Here is a 19,515-nt window from a genome sequence, read left to right as displayed (position 1 = left end):
ACGGCAACACAAGTCTAAATATTGCTTGTTCTCGTTGCTGATATCCGATCTTTTTTAAGATCGTTGAATCCCCCGTCCAGAGCGACGAATTAAACCAACAGCAGCCTTTACGGTCAACCTTAAAAGGCCAAAAACTTAAAATAAGTAGCATTATTTACGCAAACAGCTAATGCGCTCTGACTCCCGACGACTTTTTATCCTTCACTTTGGACTTGTCGGCGTCACCTGCCGTCTCTGAACCTTTGGGTAGCGGAGTCGGTTGATGAACCAGCGCAACCTCGAGCACCTGGTCAATCCATTGCACTGGAATAATCTCCAGCTTGGACTTGATATTGTCCGGAATTTCCGCAAGGTCTTTTTCGTTCTCTTCCGGTATTAGAACCTTGGTGATGCCCCCCCGGTGAGCGGCAAGTAATTTTTCCTTCAATCCTCCAATTGGCAAAACTTCGCCTCGCAGCGTTATTTCACCCGTCATGGCGACTTCTGCTTTTACCGGTATATCCGTAAGCGCTGAAACCAGCGCCGTACACATGCCAACACCGGCGCTTGGTCCATCTTTGGGGGTTGCGCCTTCGGGCACGTGGATGTGAATATCCTTGTTTTCGTTGAATTCGGGATTAACGCCGAGAATTTCGGCACGACTGCGAACCACGGTCATGGCAGCCTGGATAGATTCCTTCATGACATCGCCAAGCTGCCCGGTTTGAACAAATTTACCCTTGCCATCGACCACGGCGGATTCAATGGTTAATAGTTCACCACCCACCTCGGTCCAGGCCAGTCCTGTTACCTGACCAACCTGATCCTTTTCGTCTGCCGAGCCGAAACGGAAACGCTTAACGCCAAGATATTTTTCGATATTCTTAGCGGTTATGGTCAGTTTCCGGGTACTCGGTTTTAACAGCATGGCCTTAACTGCCTTGCGACAAATTTTGGAAATTTCACGCTCGAGATTTCGCACCCCGGCTTCCCGCGTGTAGCGTTGAATAATCTCTCGAACCGAGCTTTGCTGAAACACGATTTCTTCGGGTTTCAGACCATTTTCCTTGATTTGTTTCGGGACCAGGTACTTGAGTGCGATATTCAGTTTCTCGTCTTCGGTATAGCCCGGAATACGAATTACTTCCATTCGATCGAGCAAGGGACCAGGAATGTTCATGCTATTTGAGGTCGCAACAAACATTGTGTCCGAGAGGTCGAATTCAACCTCCATGTAATGATCGGCAAAGGTATTATTCTGCTCCGGGTCAAGTACCTCGAGCAAAGCCGAAGCCGGATCGCCTCTAAAATCCATTGCCATCTTGTCAATTTCATCGAGCAGAAACAGGGGGTTTCTCACCTTCACGCGAGCAAGATTCTGAATAATTTTTCCCGGCATCGAACCGATATAGGTACGCCGATGACCCCTGATTTCAGACTCGTCGCGGACACCACCCAGGGACATGCGCGAAAATTTGCGATTGGTTGCCCTCGCAATGGAGCGGCCGATGGAGGTTTTACCGACGCCCGGGGGACCTACCAGGCACAGGATCGGGCCCTTCAGCTTGCGTACCCGTTGCTGCACTGCGAGATACTCGAGAATCCGCTCCTTGACTTTTTCCAGACCATAATGATCCTCTTCGAGGACCTTTTCGGCCTGCGCCAGGTCGCGTCTTATTTTCGATTTCTTTTTCCACGGAACGCTGACCAGCCAGTCGATGTAGTTGCGCACCACCGTGGCCTCGGCGGACATTGGTGACATCATCTTCAGCTTGTTGAGTTCCGAGTCTGCTTTTTCACGCGCTTCTTTCGGCATTCCCGATTCTTCTATCTTGCGCTGCAGGTCTTCCACCTCGTTGGGTGCGTCGTCCATGTCACCAAGTTCCTTTTGAATAGCCTTCATCTGTTCATTCAGATAATACTCGCGCTGGCTTTTCTCCATTTGCTGTTTGACTCGTCCGCGAATCCGCTTCTCGATTTGCATTAAATCGATTTCGCCTTCGATCTTGCTCATAATGTGCTCGATGCGTTCCCGCGGATCCTGGATCTCGAGAATTTCCTGCTTCTCGTCAAGCTTCAAGGACATATGTGCGGCGATGGTATCGGCCAGGCGGCTGGGATCGTCAATACCAGACAGTGAGGTCAGAATTTCCGGCGGCACTTTCTTGTTCAATTTCACGTACTGGTCGAATAGATTCAACACTGAGCGCAGCAATACCTCGGCTTCGCGATCATCCACCAGGCTCGGTTTTTCGATTATTTTCGTTGCCGCCGAATAGTACTCGTTGGTTTCAAGCAAGCTCTCAACCGACGCTCTCTCGCCACCCTCAACCAGCACCTTGATGGTGCCATCGGGCAACTTCAGCATTTGCAGGATAGTCGACAGCGTTCCGATCTCGTACAAATCGGCCTGTCCAGGATCATCGACTTCTGCATTTTTCTGCGCCAACAGCAGAATTTTCTTGTTGTCGGCCATCGCGGCTTCGAGCGCGAGAATTGATTTTTCGCGGCCCACGAACAGCGGGATCACCATGTGCGGGTATACCACAACATCGCGTAGCGGCAGGACCGGAATCAATTGCCTGTCCTGTTGTTCTGCGAGTAAATTATTTTGATAATCTGACATGATCGCCTCGAAGCAAGAATCTTGGAACTATATGTGTGCCCATTGTCCTTTTTCAACCCGGCTTCATGCCTGGGATGGGAGCTACTCGTCAGAAGCCACGCGCTGCATTTCTCCACCCTCGTAAATTACGTAGGGCTGGGCATGACCTTCGATTACTGCCGCATCGACCACGACTTTGCTGACGTTATCCATTGCGGGCAGATCGTACATAATTTCCAGCAGGGTATTTTCGAGTATCGTGCGTAATCCCCGGGCACCAGTCTTGCGCGCCATGGCCTTTTTCGCAACCGCGTTGAGTGAATCCGGTCGAAATTCGATCTCGCAACCTTCGATCTCGAACATTTTCTGGTATTGCTTGGTGATCGCATTTTTGGGCTCGGTCAGGATTTTCACCAATGCGTCTTCATCAAGCTCTTCAAGTGTGGCAACCACCGGCAGGCGACCGACAAATTCGGGGATCAGGCCATATTTAATTAAATCCTCGGGCTCGACCTTGGCGATGACCTCGCCGAACAGGTCTTTCTTGTCCTTGCTTTTGACATCGGCACCAAAGCCGATGCCGCCCTTTTCTGACCGGTTTAAAATAACCTTGTCCAGCCCGGCAAAAGCGCCGCCGCAGATGAACAGTATTTTGCCGGTATCGACCTGCAGGAATTCCTGCTGAGGATGCTTTCTGCCACCTTGTGGCGGTACCGACGCAACGGTTCCCTCGATCAGCTTCAGCAAGGCCTGCTGCACGCCCTCTCCCGAAACATCCCGGGTGATCGACGGATTATCCGACTTGCGCGAGATCTTATCGATTTCATCGATATAGACGATCCCGGTTTGCGCCTTTTCGACGTCGTAATCGCATTTTTGCAGCAGTTTCTGAATAATGTTTTCGACGTCTTCACCGACATAACCAGCCTCGGTCAGCGTGGTAGCATCAGCTATCGCAAACGGAACGTTCAGCAATCGTGCGAGGGTCTCGGCAAGCAGGGTCTTGCCCGACCCGGTTGGACCGATTAACAGGATATTGCTTTTCGACAGCTCGATCTCATCCTTGATGTGACCGACTTCAAGACGTTTGTAATGGTTATATACCGCCACCGAAAGCACTTTCTTGGCCCGACTCTGGCCAATAACGTACTCGTCGAGGACTTTAAATATTTCATGGGGTATGGGAAGTTTGCTTTCCGCATCTTCACCACTTTCATGAATCTCTTCACGGATGATATCGTTGCAGAGGTCTACGCATTCGTCGCAGATGAAAACTGACGGACCTGCTATCAATTTTCTGACTTCGTGTTGGCTTTTACCGCAAAACGAGCAATAAAGCAGCTTTTCGTCCTTATTCTTGGATCTTTCGTCACTCATACTAAAACTACCGAAATATTGTGTCCAATCGACTCGATAATATTAGACCGAACCGCCGAGCACAACCGAAAAAAAGGTTTTTTGATCGGCGTTTCACAGATCAGGCACAATAGATTATCTATTCTGTGGCACCCTTCTCATCTGGTTCGGCACGAGATGCCAAAACTTGATCGATAATACCGTAATCAACTGACTCATCTGCGCTCATGAAGTTGTCGCGCTCGGTGTCGCGGTCAATGCTGCTTTCCTTCTTGCCGGTATGGTGGGCTAGCAGCTTGTTCAGTCGTGATCTGACCGCTAGAATTTCCTTCGCATGAATCTCGAAATCCGTTGCCTGTCCCTGGAATCCGCCCAGCGGCTGATGAATCATGACCCGCGAATGCGGTAAACCGTAACGTTTACCGGCACATCCGCCGGCCAACAGGATCGCTCCCATACTGGCTGCCTGTCCGGTGCATAGCGTGCTCACGTCAGGTTTGATGAATTGCATTGTATCGTAAATTGCAAGACCGGCGGTTACCGAACCGCCAGGGCTGTTGATATAAAGCGAAATGTCCTTGTCCGGATTTTCGGATTCCAGAAACAGTAGCTGAGCGACAATCAGGTTTGCCATATGGTCCTCGATTGGACCAACCACAAAAATAACCCGCTCCTTGAGTAGCCGGGAGTAAATGTCATAGGCCCGTTCACCGCGCGCGGATTGCTCTACGACCATTGGCACCAGGTTAGCCTGTGTATCCAGGTAATCGGGCATTATCGAGGTTATGCGGGCACTGTTAACTTTATCTTTCATTTAAGTTCCGGATTATAGTTTATTCAGAGATTACCGTTCATCAAATCGTCGAAGCTGGCATCCTTTTCAGAGACCCTGGCTTTATCCAGAATATGGGCGACTACCTGATCCTCAAGCACAGTTCCCTCGAGCCCGGAACGCGCCTGCTGGTTATGACGGTAATAATCGCGTACCTGGTCCGGCTGCTCGTAGGCAACCGCCATTTCGTCAATCGCTGAATCGACAAGCTCTTGATTTAATTCAATTTTTTCAATTCGAATAACTTCTGCGAGAAGCAGTCCGAGTTGCACCCTGCGGGTCGCTTCCGTTTCGAACAACTCGTTGGGAAAACTCGCTTCGTCAATCGACTCCGGATCTTTGCCCATGCGCTGTGCGGCCTGGGACCGCAGACTTTTTATTTCTTCGGTAACCATGGCACTGGGCGCAATAATTGTATTGTGTTCCAGCAGACCAGCCATCACGTTGTTTTTGATATTCTGCTTCAAGCGGTCGTTTTTCTCTTTCTCCATGTTAGCCCTAATATCAGTGCGCATTTTTTCAAGATCACCGTCCTCAACACCAAATCCCTTGGCAAATTCTTCATCAATTTCAGGCAAATCCGGCTTCGATACCCTGGTCGCCTTCAGCGTAAATTCGGCTTTCTTTCCCGCAACATCTGCGCCATGGTAGTCCTCGGGAAAATTAACTTCGACGGTTCTCTGCTCGGTCTCCTTGATGCCTTCGAGCCCGGCCTCAAATTCTGCCAGCATCTGGCCGGCGCCAATTTCAATGGCCATATCCTTACCGGCGCCTCCTTCGAACAACTCGCCGTCAATGCGACCTTCAAAGTCGACCATTACCTGGTACCCTGTCTTCGCCGCGGCCTTTGTTTCTTTCCAGGTCTTGCGTTGTTCGCGCAGTTTTTGCAGCATCGCATCAAAGTCCTCATCGGTAATTTCGACCCGGGGCTTTTCGATCTCGATGGCTTCCAGTTCGAGCTTCTCGATTTCAGGATACACCTCGAACGTCGCGGTGTAGGACATGTCTTCTTTTTCCTCGGTGCTGACCGCATCGATACTTGGCATACCGGCAGGCCGCACTTTTTCCTGTATCAGAGCCTCCTGGTAACTGGATTCGATGACATCACCGATGACTTCCTGGCGGACGTGTCCACCATATTTCTGCTGTATCACCTTGAGTGGCACTTTACCGGGACGAAAGCCATCGATTCGGACCGTTTTACTCAGGTCCTTGAGTTTCTTTTCAACGGCTTCGCTGACCCTCTCGGACGGTATTTGTACCGTCATTCTGCGTTCCAGGCCCTCGAGGGTTTCGATTGATACTTGCATGTTAAAATCTCGTGATTTTCTGGTGGGAAACAGTAATAGTCTACGGCTGGTTGAAAAAAGTGCGCCGGTTCTGAGGAAAGTACCGCCACACCTGGCGTGAGCGAGGTCCCAAAGTGGCGCGGATTATACCCACGTAGACGGGAATTGTCAGCCAATTTTTACACTCCCGCGTGGCCGGGATACCATGCTCAAAGCCTTTGTTTCAGCGGTTCAGGTCGGTCATGGATCAGTGTCGTATCAACCCGCAGCCCGGACCAGCACGCAAGGGTCTTCCGCAGAGGGTAAGGCGATACGGGACCTGGAAACAACGCCGGTTTCAGGATCTCAAAAACGGGCGAAAAAAACCCGGTCTTTTACTCGACCGGGCATTTAACACGATAAAGCTGGCAATGCAGCCTCACTAAAATGGTGCGAAAGGAGAGACTCGAACTCTCACATCATAAGATACCAGAACCTAAATCTGGCGCGTCTACCAATTCCGCCACTTTCGCAGAAGTTTGCATTCCCTGAACTAGAGGCCACCGGCTGATCTTAGCAGTGCCTTGTCGGCCGCTTATCCGGGCGCCTGTCGCCAGGCGCCCCGAATATGGGGTGGACGATGGGGATCGAACCCACGACAACAAGAATCACAATCTTGCACTCTACCAACTGAGCTACGCCCACCATAAATTGGCACGCCCGGCAGGATTCGAACCTGCTACCCTCGGCTTAGAAGGCCGATGCTCTATCCAAATGAGCTACGGGCGCTCAGGATGCCTTTAATACGGCCTATATTTCGCGATTGCGGCGTTGGCCGCGTGCTCGGATCCTCATGTATGGCTATATACATTGCGGTCCTGCGCGCGCTGCCGCCTTGCACTAGCGAAATATAGGCCGTATTAAAGGCATCCTGGGTTCAGATTTACTCTTTAAATCCCATTCTGCCGGGTTTATAGCCTGATAATCGGTACATAATTATATCAGACTAGAATGATAAATTTGGTCGGGGTGGAGAGATTCGAACTCCCGACCCACTGCTCCCAAAGCAGTTGCGCTACCAGGCTGCGCTACACCCCGAAATATGCTCTCAGGCGCATTTTGCGCCACCCTGGTGCCAATGGTGCCAGGTAAGCAAGGCGCGGAATAATACGCTGATCAAAAATAATCGTCAATTAAATAGCCATTAATATTCAATCATTGAGTGGCATCTTCCAGGCCCGGCAGCAAATTTACCGGCGTCGCCAACGGGTTCCATCGGGACCATCCTCAATTATGATGCCTGCGGCTGCTAACTCATCACGGATACGATCGGCGCTAGCCCAGTCTTTGTCAGCTCGCGCCTGCAGGCGCTGCGCAATCAATTCATCGATAGCGGCATCGCTGAGACCCTTACCCTGTCCGGGACTCGATTTCAGAAAATCCTCGGGATCTGCTTGCAGTAAGCCAACGATACCGCCAAGAAAACGCAACAGACTTGCCAGACCATGTTGATCTTGCCCCGGTTCATGCTTGGCACGGTTGATATCGCGCGCCAGATCAAACAATACTGCCATCGCGTTGGCAGTATTAAAATCATCGCACAACGCTGCCTCAAAGCGTTGCTGATATTCACTGTTCTCAGGCGGATCAACCGCTTGTGTATCCTGCAGTGCGGCATACAGTCGCTGCAGCGCCGCCCTGCCATTGTTTAACTGGTCTTCCGAGTAATTAAGCTGGCTACGGTAGTGACTGCTGGTAATGAAATATCGGATTTCTTCCGCACGATAGCTCTGCAATACTTCCCGTAGCACGAAGAAGTTACCGAGCGATTTAGACATCTTCTCTTCATTGACCCGCACAAACCCGTTATGCATCCAGTAGTTAACAAATTTTTCGCCATTACAGGCCTCGCTTTGCGCGATTTCGTTTTCGTGATGCGGAAATTGCAAATCCTGACCACCGCCGTGTATATCGAAATGGTTTCCAAGCAGGGTGTTGGACATCGCCGAGCATTCAATGTGCCAACCGGGGCGCCCGTCGCCGAACTGGGAAGGCCAGCTGGGTTCCCCGGGCTTGGCAGTTTTCCACAGCACGAAATCGAGCGGATCTCTCTTGCCCTCATCAACGTCGACGCGTTCGCCGGCGCGCAGTTCGTCAATTTTCTTGCCCGACAATTTTCCGTAGTCCTTGAATTTCGAAACTGAAAAATAAACGTCACCATTATCTGCCTGGTAGGCGTATCCCTGCTGCTGCAGACTTTCGATCATCGCCAGCATCGGCGCAATCGTATCGGTGGCGCGCGGTTCTATATCGGGACGCAATACGCCCAGTGCATCGGCATCTTGGTGCATTGCCTGGATAAAGCGTTCGGTCAAATGACTGTATTCCTCCACGTTTTCCTGGGCTCGAATTATAATCTTGTCATCGATATCGGTAATATTGCGCACGTAAGTCACTTCGTAACCCAGGTGTTTTAAAAATCGATAAACCAGGTCGAATACCACCAGCACGCGCGCATGCCCGATATGGCAATAATCGTAGACCGTCATGCCACACACATACATACGAACTTGCCCCGGGACGATTGGTTCAAAGACTTCCTTTTTATTGCTAAGGCTATTGTATATGGTCAGCATGTGGTACAGATTCGGAGTGGTTAAAACAGGTCCTAGAGTTTAAAAGAAGCACTCTTCGAGCGAAACCGTTAATTGCCGCCCGGCTTCCCTAAGCGCATGCAAATCAGTAGAATCCGCTTGCTCAAAACAAATGGAATGCTGATGAAAAAGACATTACTTCCCATCGCGGTCGTGCTTGCAGCCATTCTATCTCTGGTATTTTATCCCAACAGCAAAGGTGACAAACCAATGAATGAAACTACTGCCGGCAATCCCATCGTCTTAATTGAGACCACCGTGGGGAATATCACGATCGAACTCGATATGCAAAATGCACCCGATAGCAGCGAGAATTTTCTTGCCCACGTGGATGATGGCTACTACATCGATACTACCTTTCACCGGGTCATTCCCGGCTTTATGATCCAGGGCGGCGGAATAACGGCCGATATGCAGGATAAATCCAGCAAGCGAGCACCGATTCAAAATGAAGCCAACAATGGTCTGAAGAATGATCGTGGCACCTTGGCAATGGCACGTACCGGCGAGCCGCACTCGGCCACCTCGCAGTTTTTCATAAACCATGCCGACAATGCATTTTTGAATTTCACCAGCGAGTCGATGCAGGGCTGGGGTTACGCGGTATTCGGCAAAGTCACCGAAGGCATGGACGTCGTCGATGCAATTGCCGAGGTCCCCACCGGCAACAAGGGTGGTCACCAGAATGTGCCGCTCGAAACCATTACCATCACTGGTGTCAGTCGCCAATAAACGCGGCTCACCGGCATGAACCACGAATACCTGTTCATTTCGGATTGTCATCTTGATGCGAGGCGGCCAGAGGTTAACGCTGCACTGACCGGTTTTCTCGATATCCGGGCAGCCAGTGCGCGTTGCCTCTATATCCTGGGCGACCTGTTCGAAGTGTGGCTGGGCGATGATGATCCCGCACCGGAGCACCTGGACGTGATCGAGTCACTGCGACAACTGGCGTCGAGGGTCGATGTTTTCTTTATGGCTGGAAATCGGGATTTCCTGCTGGGACAGGCATTCGCACAGAACGTTAATCTAAGGCTGCTGGATGAGCCGCATATTCTGCAACTCGGCCAGGACAGCGTCGTTTTAATTCATGGCGACACCTTGTGCACAGATGATCGGGATTACCAGCAATTTCGTTCCATGGTGCGAACCGAAAAATGGCAATCCGACTTCCTGGGTAAACCTCTCGAAGAGCGTCAGCAGATTGCAGCCCAGTTGCGCGTTGACAGCGTTGATGCAATGGCTCAGAAATCCTACCAAATCATGGATGTCAATCAGGCCGCGGTTCAGGACTGCTTCGTTCGCAACGGGGTGAACACTATCATTCATGGACATACCCATCGACCTGCCATCCATCATTACGATTTCGAATTGTCGCGGATCGTCCTCGGTGACTGGGGCCGGGAACCCAGTTACCTGAGCTGGACCCCCGAACAGGGTTTCGACCTCCACGATCCCAGGCTCTAGTCACCCCGCTCAAGTGCGCGAAGTTCGCTGACCTGAAAACCAGCCTCGATTCGAGCCGGCCAGTTGAATGGCCCGCGCAACCTGCCGTCCATGTATTGCCGGACCAGATCGCGAAATGTTATTTCCGCATCGACACCCCGTTGCTCACAGAGCCTTCGGTACCAGAGATTCCCGATACGGACATGATCGATTTCATCGCGGTAAATAACTTCCAGTATTTCAACGGCGGCAGCATCGTCGACCTGCTTGAACTTCGCGATCATTCCCGGCGTAACATCGAGGCCCCTTGCTTCCATCACGCGTGGCACCAGCGCCATTCGATGCAACACGTTACCCCTGGTTTTACAAACCATGTCCCACAGCCCACGATGGGCATCGCAGGCACCATAGTAACTCCCGCGTTGCCTGAGTTCCTGCTCGAGCAGTTGAAAGTGTCTGGCCTCGTCGGCCGCAACCCCTAACCAGTCACTGATAAACTGCCGCGGCATTTCTCGAAACCGGTAAGCTGCATCGAGCGCGATATTGATCGCGTTAAATTCGATATGCGCAAAGGCGTGCAGCAGACGTATTCGTCCTTCCGAGGAAGAGACGCCACGGCGTTGCAGTTTCCTGGGATCTACCAGCAGCGGTTTCGGCGGTCGCCCAGGATCATCAATCGGCAGGATTATCGATCCGGCATCGAGAGCCAGTTCACCCTGACACCATGCCGTATTAAGCCGGGCCGTCAGCTCACATTTGACTTTAAAATCCGGTTCGAGAATAGCAGCCTCGAGCCGCTGAAACAGTTCAGCCATCCAGACCGCGCGCCAGATCGCCAATAATATCATCCACGCTCTCCAGTCCGACCGCGATCCGGATCAGGCCTTCACTGATACCGGTCCTGGTTTTTACTTCGTCACTCACACGTCCGTGGGTGGTTGTTGCGGGATGCGTTATCGTAGTTTTGACATCACCAAGATTGGCCGTAATCGAGAGTAACTCGGTTGAATCAATTATCTGCCAGGCGGCTTCACGCCCACCTGCAACCACAAATGACACCACGCCCCCGAATCCGTGCTGTTGGATTTTTGCAAGGTTGTGTTGGGGATGGGTTTCGAGCCCCGGGTGATAGACTTTTTCGACCCTTGGATGCTGTTGCAGAAATCTCGCCAGATGCATGGCGTTTTGCGAGTGCGCATTCATACGCAAATTGAGTGTCTCGAGTCCCTTCAAAGCGACCCAGGCGTTGAACGGACTCATACTGGGGCCAGTGGTACGTATCACGCCGAATAAATCCTCCTCAACAAGCGTTTTGGGTCCAATAACCGCGCCACCGACGATACGCCCTTGTCCATCCAGGTACTTGGTTGCCGAATGCACGATAATGTCAGCACCCAGTTCAAGCGGCCGCTGCAACGCAGGCGTGCAAAAACAATTATCAACCACCAGGCTGCAATTGTTTTCATGTGCCAGGTCAGCCAGTGACCTGATGTCGGCAATTTCGCACAGCGGGTTCGACGGCGTCTCCAGGAACAGCATGCGCGTGTTGTCGCGAATCGATTCTTTCCACGCACTCAGATCGGTCAGATCGACAAAGCTGGTTTCAATACCAAAGCGTGGCAAGTACTTTTCAAACAGGGTCGTTGTGGTGCCAAAAATCGAGCGTGAGCTGACGATATGATCCCCTGCGCTTAACGTCCCTATGCACAGACTTGTGATCGCCGCCATGCCCGATGCGGTTGCGATGCAGGCATCGCCTCCTTCCATCGCCGCCAGGCGTCGTTCGAAGGCCTGCGTGGTGGGATTGGTGAACCTCGAATAAATATTCCCCGGCTCATCTCCGGCAAAACGTGCGGCTGCCTGGGCTGCATTTTCAAAAACGAAGCTGGAAGTTACGAATATCGCTTCGCTATGTTCAAGTTCGGAAGAGCGCTGTTGGCCGCTTCTTATGGCAAGCGTGTCAAAACCATAACTGTCATGTTTCACGGAGTTTCTCCAAAATAGAAAAAACTCGGGAGGGGAAGGTTTCGGAAATAAATCGGGACCACCCTCTTTAGCAAATTTATATGCGGATGAATGCCGGATCCGCGGGCGCCTGCAAGCCGAGTTACAAATTAGCGCCAGGAGCGCACCATATGACGACGATAGTCGATTGTCAAGATCCGGTTACGGGGGCCTTCCAGGATTTCGACGCACCTTGTTTGCACTCCGTTTACGCGTTGAACGGCTGCACTCGTGTCTGCAACGGGAGCATCAGCTTGACCGCAATTGCCGGACAACAGGGCGTGATTTATACAATTAAAACAATGTCGTTAACCATGACCTCGTCGAACAGCTCGATAACATCGTCATTCTTCATCCGAATACAGCCGGCCGAAACCGGTTCCCCGATACGTTTTTCATCCGAGGTACCATGAATGTAGATGTAGCGCGTAAAGGTATCGTAAACACCGTTACGATTAACGCCATTTTCGAGTCCATCCAGCCACAATATGCGAGAGGTGATCTCGTCATGTTCTCGGTTATCGAGATCTTTCGCGATTCTGCCGGTAGGTTCGCGCGACTCAAAAACCATCCCACTGGGTTGACCGCCCCCTAATTTTTGACGAATCCGGTGAATCCCGAAAGGTGTCATGTAGGATTCGAGGCGATTGCCAATACCGTTCTGGGCTGTGGAAATGGGGTAAGTACGACAGTTGCTCTCATCTATATCGATCCAGTGCAGCTGTTGCTGCCGTGAATCGATATAAATAAATGGACGCTCGTCCGCCAGCGCCGGATCTCCGCTCAGTTTGGCAATCACCTCGTCCTTTATATCTTGCCAGAGCATCAGGCTTTGTTGTGTAATTCCATGCCGACCACGTTAAGTCTTTCTTCGATTGCTTCCTTGGCTGAATCGTTGCGCAGGGATCTGACCTTATCGAGGTAGTCTAGATCCACTGTATTGGTGACATACTTTCCATCAAAACAGGAACAATCGAACTTTTTGATGCTGCGGTTACCTTTTTGCACCGCGTCGATCAAATCATCGAGGTCCTGGTAAATAAGCCAGTCCGCGCCGATGTAATCCGCAATTTCATCTTCGTCACGTTCGTGCGCAACCAGTTCATTTGCCGCAGGCATATCGATCCCATACACGTTGGGAAAGCGCACCGGGGGTGCGGCAGATGCAATGTAGACTTTTTTTGCACCCGCTTCACGGGCCATTTGAATTATCTGCTTGGAAGTGGTCCCCCTCACAATCGAATCGTCGACCAGTAAAACATTTTTACCCTTGAACTCAATGTCGATAGGATTCAGTTTGCGACGTACGGATTTTTTTCGCATTTGCTGTCCCGGCATGATAAAAGTTCGACCAATGTAGCGGTTCTTGATAAAGCCTTCCCGAAACTTGACTCCAAGGTGATAGGCAAGTTCGATTGCGGCCGGGCGACTGGTATCGGGAATCGGTATCACCACGTCGATATCATGCTCTGGCATCTGCTTTAAAATTTTGCGCGCCAGTTTAACACCCATGCGCAAACGCGCCTTGTACACGTAAATATCATCGATTATCGAGTCAGGACGGGCGAGATAGACATATTCAAAGATACACGGCATGAGCTTGGGTGAGTCCGCACACTGCCGATGATGAATGGTTCCCGTAATGTCTATAAACACTGCTTCGCCAGGCCTTAAATCGGCTACCAGCTCAAAACCCGAAGTCTGCAAGGCAACGCTTTCGGAAGCGATCATGTATTCGCATCCGTCATCGGTCTCACGTTTCCCGTAGACCACGGGCCGGATACCGTGTGGATCACGAAAACCAATAATGCCTTTACCCGTCAGCATCGCAACCACGGCATAAGCACCTTCGATACGCTTATGGGTTTCGATTACCGCCTTGAAGATTTCATCAGCGGTAATATTGAGGCTACCGCAAAGTTGCAGCTCGTGCGCAAACACGTTGAGTAAAACCTCGGAGTCCGACTCGGTATTGATATGGCGTAAATCAGACTGATACAGTTCCGCTTTCAGTTTCTCGACATTGGTCAAATTACCGTTGTGTGCCAGGGTGATTCCATACGGTGAATTGACATAGAAAGGCTGGGCTTCGGCGGAGGAAGAACAACCCGCCGTGGGATAGCGCACGTGGCCTATACCCATCGTACCGGTGAGTTCCAGCATGTGACGAGTGTGGAAAACGTCGCTGACCTGGCCATTACCCTTGCGCAGGTTCAGTTTGTTTTTATCGCTGACCACTATTCCGGCCGAATCCTGCCCACGATGCTGTAACACCAGTAATGCATCGTATATCACCTGCGCAACCGGCTGGTGACTGACTATCCCGACTATCCCACACATACTTCGTTGCCTATGCCACTCGCTGTAAGATTAAAAACTGAAACTTTCCACCGCATCCGCCGGGATAATTCCTTTTAACCATTCCGCCAGCGGCTGAAAAAACCCAACCATTGCCGAGTCCTGCCACCACTGTGCCTCGGGCATCGGGGTTAGACTCGCCAGTAATACAATCATGGTAACGATGAGGACGCCTCGGGCGCCCCCGAATACCACACCAAGCGCCTTGTCAGTCCCACTGAGGCCAGTTTTCGAGACCAGCTGGCTCATGATGAAATTGACGATAGCACCGATTACCAGGGTACTGATAAACAGGATCGCAAAACCGGCAATCCCGCGAACCGTGGGCGACGTCACATATGGTTCGAGCAAACCTGCCATCGGTGAAAAATATCGAAAAGCAATAATGCCCGCTACGATCCAGCTTATCAGGGAAATCGATTCCTTGACGAAACCACGAATCAGACTGATGAGTGCCGATAATGCAATTACGCCGATAATTATAATATCGAGCCAACTCATGGCAGTCCTCTTATAGTCTGCATGGATGCCGTCAGGTAACAGGTATAGCCGCTTACCGTGGCGGCGTCAATTTGTGCTCTGGAAGCGCAATTATCTTTCATACTTCATGATTATGCCATCAATGTTATGCTTGGCTTTAATCTTGTTCTGCGCCACTTGCGTTTGATCGCGATTGATAAACGGGCCCAGGCGTACGCGAAAACTGGGCTTGTTGTCGACTTCGAACTGTTCGATAAATACCGCGGAGATATTAGACTTACGTAATTTATCCCGCTGCGAGAGTGCCTTGTCACGATCCTGGAAGCTGCCCACCTGCAGTACCCAGCTGTCACCACCCTCCTTGGCCGCCGTTACTTTTTCATCCTTTGCAAGCGCCTGCCTGGTCTCAGGTTCCGGTTGGGTTGTCTTCTCGGATTTTAAATCGACCTTGCCCGTATCTGCAGGCTTGATCCTGGTTGGCGACGAATTTTCATCGACTAACCGGGATTCTAGATCTGGTAAAGCCTCAACCTTGGCCTGCATATCGATTATCTTGGGTTCGAATTCTGGATTTGCACTAACCAGGGGCTGCGGTGGAATCACGACTTCGAACTTATCTTTGCGCACCCCCGAACCGTCGAGGACCATGGGCAGGAAAATAACGGCAAGGGCGAAAACAACACTGATGCCAACCAGACGATTTTTTATGTTTTGATCCATACTAGTTTTGGGGGCCTGAATCGCAAAGCGCGCGTAGCAGAAATTCGACGGTTATGAATGATCCGGTTACCAGCATTATATCCTGATTACCCAAAGATGACAGCGCATGATCAAGCGCATCCGCAACGCTATCAAAAAGATATTCGGGTGTCACCATCGACTCGATGCGTGACGCCAGTTGTGCAGCACTAAGTCCCCGGTCCGAATCGAGCGTCGTTAACCACCAGCCATCCACCTCATGTTTCATGGCCTCGACGAACAGGTCGGGCTGTTTGTCAACAAGCATGCCAAGCAGTACCACGAGTCTTTCGCCTGGTCGCTTGATGGCAGCGAGATTACTCGCCAAAGCCCGGGCTGCATCCTGGTTGTGCCCGACGTCGATGTATAAACGACAGGCCAGCGGGCATTCAAGCAGTTGTAAACGGCCCGCCAGCTGAGTGCCGTGGAAAAAGGCTCGTACCTGCCCGGCGTCGTAATTGTCGAGGATCGATAACAACGACAGGCCCGCGACGACCCCGGCAAGATTGTGAACCTGATGCGAGCCTGGCAGAACGCTATCAAGTTGTAATTCGAGGTCCCGGTAGCGCCACAGCAGCCCGCCATCACTTTGTAGCGTCATGTTATAATCACGACCGTATTGCAGGCACTTGCAATTTAGTCGTTCGATTTCCTCGAGTACCGATCGAGGCGGATCAGGGTCGTTAAGCACGACCGCTATACCGGCACGAAGCACACCTGCCTTTTCATAACCTATTTTCTCTCGGTCATTCCCCAACCAGGCCTGATGATCGAGCCCGATCAGGGTTAGATGCACAAGATCCGCATCGATAATATTGACCGCGTCAAGCCGCCCGCCGAGTCCAACTTCCAGGATCGCAAAATCCGGCTGCCACTGCTGAATCAGGTAAAGTGCCGCCAGGGTTCCATACTCAAAATAGGTTAAAGCCGTATCGTCGCGCACCGACTCGACGGCGTCGAATGCCGCACACAGATCAGCATCGCTGACCGGTTCCAGGTTGTGTTTTACGCGCTCGTTGTACTCTAAAAGATGCGGCGAGGTGTAGCTTGCGACCCTGTAGCCGGCTCGATACAACCAGTTTTCATAGGCGGCGACGCTGGAGCCCTTGCCATTGGTCCCGGCAACGGTAATTACCTGTTGCGCAATTCTGTCCAGTCCGAGGCGCTCGGCAACCCGGCCGACACGATCCAGGCCCAGTTCGATCGCCTTGTCATGCAGATCCATTTGCCATTCCAACCACTGGTCAAGCGATTCAAAACGCATAGGGGTTCAATGAAGTTGAAACAGATCGAATCTAGGGAGCGGATCGCCCCATCATCATGGCACAAAGTGAGCTTATTTTATGGCGTAGCTCACGGCGATCGACAATCATGTCGATCGCACCATGTTCCAGCAGAAACTCGCTGCGTTGAAAGCCCTCCGGCAGTGTTTCGCGCACGGTTTGCTCGATCACTCGCGGCCCGGCAAATCCGATCAGGGCACCAGGTTCACCTATATGAATATCACCAAGCATCGCAAAGCTTGCCGAAACCCCACCCATGGTAGGATCGGTAAGGACACAGATATAGGGCAATTTTCTCCTGGCGAGCTGGGTCAGCGCGGCGCTGGTTTTAGCCATTTGCAATAACGCGAACAAGGCTTCCTGCATGCGAGCACCACCGCTTGCGGTGAAACAAATCAGTGGGATTTTGTGTTCGATACAGAAATTAACCGAGCGCACGAATTTTTCGCCAACAACAGAGCCCATGGATCCACCCATAAACTGGAACTCGAATGCGACGGCCACCATTTCGACACCCATCACGGTACCGCGCATTGCCACCAACGCGTCCTTCTCACCCGTTTGTTTCTGTGCCTGATTTAAACGGTCCCGGTACTTCTTGTCGTCCCGAAACTTTAGGACATCGTCGGCCTCGAGTTCAGCAGCTATTTCCAGGCGCCCTTCCTCGTCAAAAAAAGACTCCAGACGATGGCGTGCTCCAATACGCATGTGATAATCGCACTTGGTACACACTTCCTGGTTACGCTCGAGCTCGGCACGGTAAATAATCGAATCACAATTATCGCATTTCGCCCATAATCCCTCGGGCACATTTTTCTTGTCATTGCCGCCCGAGGTCCTGATTTTGGATGGTAATAGATTCTCAAACCAGTTCATGCTACACCCCGATTAACCTGGTCAATCATTACGTTTTTGTGTCTCGTCATACGAATCGCCACGTTTAACCTCATCAAACAACTGGTCCATCAGATCGGCGCTTTTAACACCCCTGGAAACCTCCACGCCACTGCTGACATCGATCCCCCACGGTCTTAGCTGAGCGATGGCATCGACAACGTTTGATGCATTAATGCCGCCAGCTAACAGCAAAGGATACCCAAACGGGGCAGGGATTTTAGACCAGTCAAATGTATCACCTGAGCCGCCCAGCCGTCCAGCAACGTTGCTATCGAGCAAAAACCCCTGCGCAGATTCATATTGTTGCGCATAGGCCTGCGGTTCCTCAATACTACCCATCGGAATCGATTTGATATAGGGGGTACCCCAGGTTTCGCAAATCTCGCGGGATTCATTGCCATGAAATTGCAGGCAATCAGGGCATAGCCTGTGCACCACCTGGGCAATCCAGTCTTCGGTTTCGTCCAGGAACACGGCTGTTACGGTCACAAATGCTGGTAGCACCCGGCGAATTTCGAGGGCTTGCTCGATTTCAATCGATCGCGAACTGGGTTTATGGAACACCAGCCCGATCGAGTCGGCGCCCCTGTCGGCCGCGTGGAGTGCATCCTCGATTCGGGTTATTCCACAAATTTTCACTCGGGTTCGGTGTTTCATATCAGAATAATACGGGTTTTTGTGTAAGGTTGGGGAGCTTAAATTTTTTCTCATAAAATGCCTGCAGGAAATACAGCCCTGCGGCCGAGGCAGTCACCTCCGCCAGATCACGATTTCGCGCCTGAAAAATCTCGGCACACCAGACCTTATCCCGTTCCCCCTTGCCGACCGAGATCAGGGTGCCCGCGATATTACGCACCATGTGATACAGAAAAGCATTCGCCCTGATGTCCAGATACAGCAATTGGCCGCGACGGGTGACTGAGACTTCATGAACATTCCGACTCGCTGATTTAGACTGGCAGCCGACCGCGCGAAAACTGCTGAAGTCGTGTTCCCCGACAAACATCTGCGCACAGTCGTGCATTAAATCGTGGTCCAGGGGTCGAAACTCCCAGCATGTGCGATCATGGAAAATTGCACTTGGAATTTCCGCGTTCAGAATAATATAGCGGTAAGCACGCGACCTGGCACTGTAACGGGCATGGAAGTCATTACTCACGGGTAACACCCATTTTATTCTTATATCACGCGGCAATCGGCAGTTTGCTCCCAGTGTCCAGGCTCGCTCGCTGCGGTCCTCGTTGCTAGAAAAATGTGCCACCTGTTCGATTGCATGGACGCCGCTGTCGGTGCGCCCGGCGCAAACCAGGTCGACGGGATGATCCGCGACAAAGCCAAGTGCAGCCTCGAGATGCTGCTGCACGGACTCACAGTGCGGCTGGCGTTGCCAACCGCAATATGCCGTTCCCGAATACTCAATACCCAGCGCGTATTTCACTCAATATCCCGATATTATCGATGAGCTGCCAATCATATCGCTTGTCCAGGTATATGGCACTAATCGCGACGCTGTGGCTTGAACGGTTGTTTTAGCAGTGCAGAAATACAAGGTCATCAGCGATCGGGAACCGGCGCCAGCCTTGTTCGTTGCTAACCGGCTAATATCTAAATTTTG

The 19,515-nt window shown here is 51.5% G+C and carries 17 protein-coding genes and 4 tRNA genes; 2 read left to right on the top strand and 19 right to left on the bottom strand.

The window, feature by feature from the left end; all coding sequences use genetic code 11:
- Positions 1 to 166 precede the first annotated feature (166 nt).
- The 9 genes from lon to cysS all read right to left on the bottom strand — a co-directional run bounded on the left by lon (position 167) and on the right by cysS (position 8,676).
- The gene (gene lon, locus OES20_12270) at positions 167 to 2,605 is read right to left on the bottom strand and encodes an endopeptidase La (protein MDH3635465.1); all 2,439 of its coding nucleotides are present in this window, start codon (positions 2,603 to 2,605) and stop codon (positions 167 to 169) included.
- An 81-nt stretch (positions 2,606 to 2,686) separates the two neighbouring features.
- The gene (clpX, locus tag OES20_12265) at positions 2,687 to 3,961 is read right to left on the bottom strand and encodes an ATP-dependent Clp protease ATP-binding subunit ClpX (GenBank protein ID MDH3635464.1); all 1,275 of its coding nucleotides are present in this window, start codon (positions 3,959 to 3,961) and stop codon (positions 2,687 to 2,689) included.
- Positions 3,962 to 4,079: 118 nt separating this feature from the next.
- The gene (gene clpP, locus OES20_12260) at positions 4,080 to 4,715 is read right to left on the bottom strand and encodes an ATP-dependent Clp endopeptidase proteolytic subunit ClpP (protein ID MDH3635463.1); all 636 of its coding nucleotides are present in this window, start codon (positions 4,713 to 4,715) and stop codon (positions 4,080 to 4,082) included.
- 62 nt (positions 4,716 to 4,777) lie between these two features.
- Positions 4,778 to 6,082: a trigger factor gene (tig, locus tag OES20_12255; protein ID MDH3635462.1), complete on the bottom strand. Its 1,305-nt coding sequence runs from the start codon at positions 6,080 to 6,082 to the stop codon at positions 4,778 to 4,780.
- Between the two features lie 406 nt (positions 6,083 to 6,488).
- Positions 6,489 to 6,573: transfer RNA gene (locus tag OES20_12250), tRNA-Leu, on the bottom strand.
- A gap of 96 nt (positions 6,574 to 6,669) precedes the next feature.
- Positions 6,670 to 6,745 (bottom strand) — tRNA-His (locus OES20_12245).
- A gap of 7 nt (positions 6,746 to 6,752) precedes the next feature.
- A tRNA-Arg gene (locus OES20_12240) sits at positions 6,753 to 6,829 on the bottom strand.
- A 232-nt stretch (positions 6,830 to 7,061) separates the two neighbouring features.
- A tRNA-Pro gene (locus OES20_12235) sits at positions 7,062 to 7,138 on the bottom strand.
- Positions 7,139 to 7,290: 152 nt separating this feature from the next.
- Positions 7,291 to 8,676, bottom strand: coding sequence for a cysteine--tRNA ligase (cysS, locus tag OES20_12230; GenBank protein ID MDH3635461.1), 1,386 nt, complete (start codon positions 8,674 to 8,676; stop codon positions 7,291 to 7,293).
- Between the two features lie 228 nt (positions 8,677 to 8,904).
- Here cysS and OES20_12225 point away from each other — a divergent pair, with 228 nt between their 5' ends.
- Together OES20_12225 and OES20_12220 are read left to right on the top strand one after the other, a co-directional pair.
- Entirely contained in the window at positions 8,905 to 9,426 is a 522-nt protein-coding gene (locus OES20_12225; protein ID MDH3635460.1) for a peptidylprolyl isomerase, read from the top strand.
- A gap of 15 nt (positions 9,427 to 9,441) precedes the next feature.
- Positions 9,442 to 10,161 (top strand): UDP-2,3-diacylglucosamine diphosphatase, encoded by a 720-nt coding sequence (locus tag OES20_12220; protein MDH3635459.1) that lies wholly within the window; start codon positions 9,442 to 9,444, stop codon positions 10,159 to 10,161.
- Here the strand turns inward: OES20_12220 and OES20_12215 are convergent.
- From OES20_12215 to truA, 10 genes are all read right to left on the bottom strand, one after another.
- Entirely contained in the window at positions 10,158 to 10,955 is a 798-nt protein-coding gene (locus OES20_12215; GenBank protein ID MDH3635458.1) for a ferritin-like domain-containing protein, read from the bottom strand. The genes OES20_12220 and OES20_12215 overlap by 4 nt on opposite strands.
- Positions 10,948 to 12,126: an O-succinylhomoserine sulfhydrylase gene (locus tag OES20_12210; protein ID MDH3635457.1), complete on the bottom strand. Its 1,179-nt coding sequence runs from the start codon at positions 12,124 to 12,126 to the stop codon at positions 10,948 to 10,950. Before OES20_12210 ends, OES20_12215 begins: the two co-directional genes overlap by 8 nt.
- Positions 12,127 to 12,430: 304 nt before the next feature.
- Positions 12,431 to 12,970, bottom strand: coding sequence for a L,D-transpeptidase (locus tag OES20_12205; GenBank protein ID MDH3635456.1), 540 nt, complete (start codon positions 12,968 to 12,970; stop codon positions 12,431 to 12,433).
- Positions 12,970 to 14,484: an amidophosphoribosyltransferase gene (gene purF / locus OES20_12200; protein ID MDH3635455.1), complete on the bottom strand. Its 1,515-nt coding sequence runs from the start codon at positions 14,482 to 14,484 to the stop codon at positions 12,970 to 12,972. The genes OES20_12205 and purF overlap by 1 nt, the downstream gene beginning before the upstream one ends.
- Before the next feature lie 30 nt (positions 14,485 to 14,514).
- A complete protein-coding gene (locus OES20_12195; GenBank protein ID MDH3635454.1) occupies positions 14,515 to 15,003 on the bottom strand; it encodes a CvpA family protein in 489 nt (162 codons plus the stop codon).
- A 90-nt stretch (positions 15,004 to 15,093) separates the two neighbouring features.
- Positions 15,094 to 15,702, bottom strand: coding sequence for an SPOR domain-containing protein (locus tag OES20_12190; GenBank protein ID MDH3635453.1), 609 nt, complete (start codon positions 15,700 to 15,702; stop codon positions 15,094 to 15,096).
- A gap of 1 nt (position 15,703) precedes the next feature.
- Positions 15,704 to 16,945: a bifunctional folylpolyglutamate synthase/dihydrofolate synthase gene (locus tag OES20_12185; protein MDH3635452.1), complete on the bottom strand. Its 1,242-nt coding sequence runs from the start codon at positions 16,943 to 16,945 to the stop codon at positions 15,704 to 15,706.
- Positions 16,946 to 17,015: 70 nt separating this feature from the next.
- Positions 17,016 to 17,879: an acetyl-CoA carboxylase, carboxyltransferase subunit beta gene (accD, locus tag OES20_12180; GenBank protein MDH3635451.1), complete on the bottom strand. Its 864-nt coding sequence runs from the start codon at positions 17,877 to 17,879 to the stop codon at positions 17,016 to 17,018.
- 21 nt (positions 17,880 to 17,900) lie between these two features.
- Positions 17,901 to 18,557, bottom strand: a complete 657-nt coding sequence (locus tag OES20_12175; GenBank protein MDH3635450.1) for a phosphoribosylanthranilate isomerase — start codon at positions 18,555 to 18,557, stop codon at positions 17,901 to 17,903.
- Position 18,558: 1 nt separating this feature from the next.
- Complete coding sequence (gene truA, locus OES20_12170) at positions 18,559 to 19,338, bottom strand: tRNA pseudouridine(38-40) synthase TruA (GenBank protein ID MDH3635449.1); 780 nt, start codon at positions 19,336 to 19,338, stop codon at positions 18,559 to 18,561.
- Positions 19,339 to 19,515 lie beyond the last annotated feature (177 nt).

The sequence above is a fragment of the Gammaproteobacteria bacterium genome (assembly GCA_029862005.1).
In the GTDB taxonomy this organism is placed as follows: Bacteria; Pseudomonadota; Gammaproteobacteria.
Note: the sequence above shows the minus strand (reverse complement) of the source record. Positions and strands in the feature narration are given on the sequence as shown.

Coding starts and splice junctions, on each gene's coding strand:
- lon (MDH3635465.1), bottom strand. CDS start 2,605: ATGTCAGATTATCAAAATAATTTACTCGCAGAACAACAGGACAGGCAA.
- clpX (MDH3635464.1), bottom strand. CDS start 3,961: ATGAGTGACGAAAGATCCAAGAATAAGGACGAAAAGCTGCTTTATTGC.
- clpP (MDH3635463.1), bottom strand. CDS start 4,715: ATGCCCGATTACCTGGATACACAGGCTAACCTGGTGCCAATGGTCGTA.
- tig (MDH3635462.1), bottom strand. CDS start 6,082: ATGCAAGTATCAATCGAAACCCTCGAGGGCCTGGAACGCAGAATGACG.
- cysS (MDH3635461.1), bottom strand. CDS start 8,676: ATGCTGACCATATACAATAGCCTTAGCAATAAAAAGGAAGTCTTTGAA.
- OES20_12225 (MDH3635460.1), top strand. CDS start 8,905: ATGAATGAAACTACTGCCGGCAATCCCATCGTCTTAATTGAGACCACC.
- OES20_12220 (MDH3635459.1), top strand. CDS start 9,442: ATGAACCACGAATACCTGTTCATTTCGGATTGTCATCTTGATGCGAGG.
- OES20_12215 (MDH3635458.1), bottom strand. CDS start 10,955: ATGGCTGAACTGTTTCAGCGGCTCGAGGCTGCTATTCTCGAACCGGAT.
- OES20_12205 (MDH3635456.1), bottom strand. CDS start 12,970: ATGCTCTGGCAAGATATAAAGGACGAGGTGATTGCCAAACTGAGCGGA.
- purF (MDH3635455.1), bottom strand. CDS start 14,484: ATGTGTGGGATAGTCGGGATAGTCAGTCACCAGCCGGTTGCGCAGGTG.
- OES20_12195 (MDH3635454.1), bottom strand. CDS start 15,003: ATGAGTTGGCTCGATATTATAATTATCGGCGTAATTGCATTATCGGCA.
- OES20_12190 (MDH3635453.1), bottom strand. CDS start 15,702: ATGGATCAAAACATAAAAAATCGTCTGGTTGGCATCAGTGTTGTTTTC.
- OES20_12185 (MDH3635452.1), bottom strand. CDS start 16,945: ATGGATCTGCATGACAAGGCGATCGAACTGGGCCTGGATCGTGTCGGC.
- accD (MDH3635451.1), bottom strand. CDS start 17,879: ATGAACTGGTTTGAGAATCTATTACCATCCAAAATCAGGACCTCGGGC.
- OES20_12175 (MDH3635450.1), bottom strand. CDS start 18,557: ATGAAACACCGAACCCGAGTGAAAATTTGTGGAATAACCCGAATCGAG.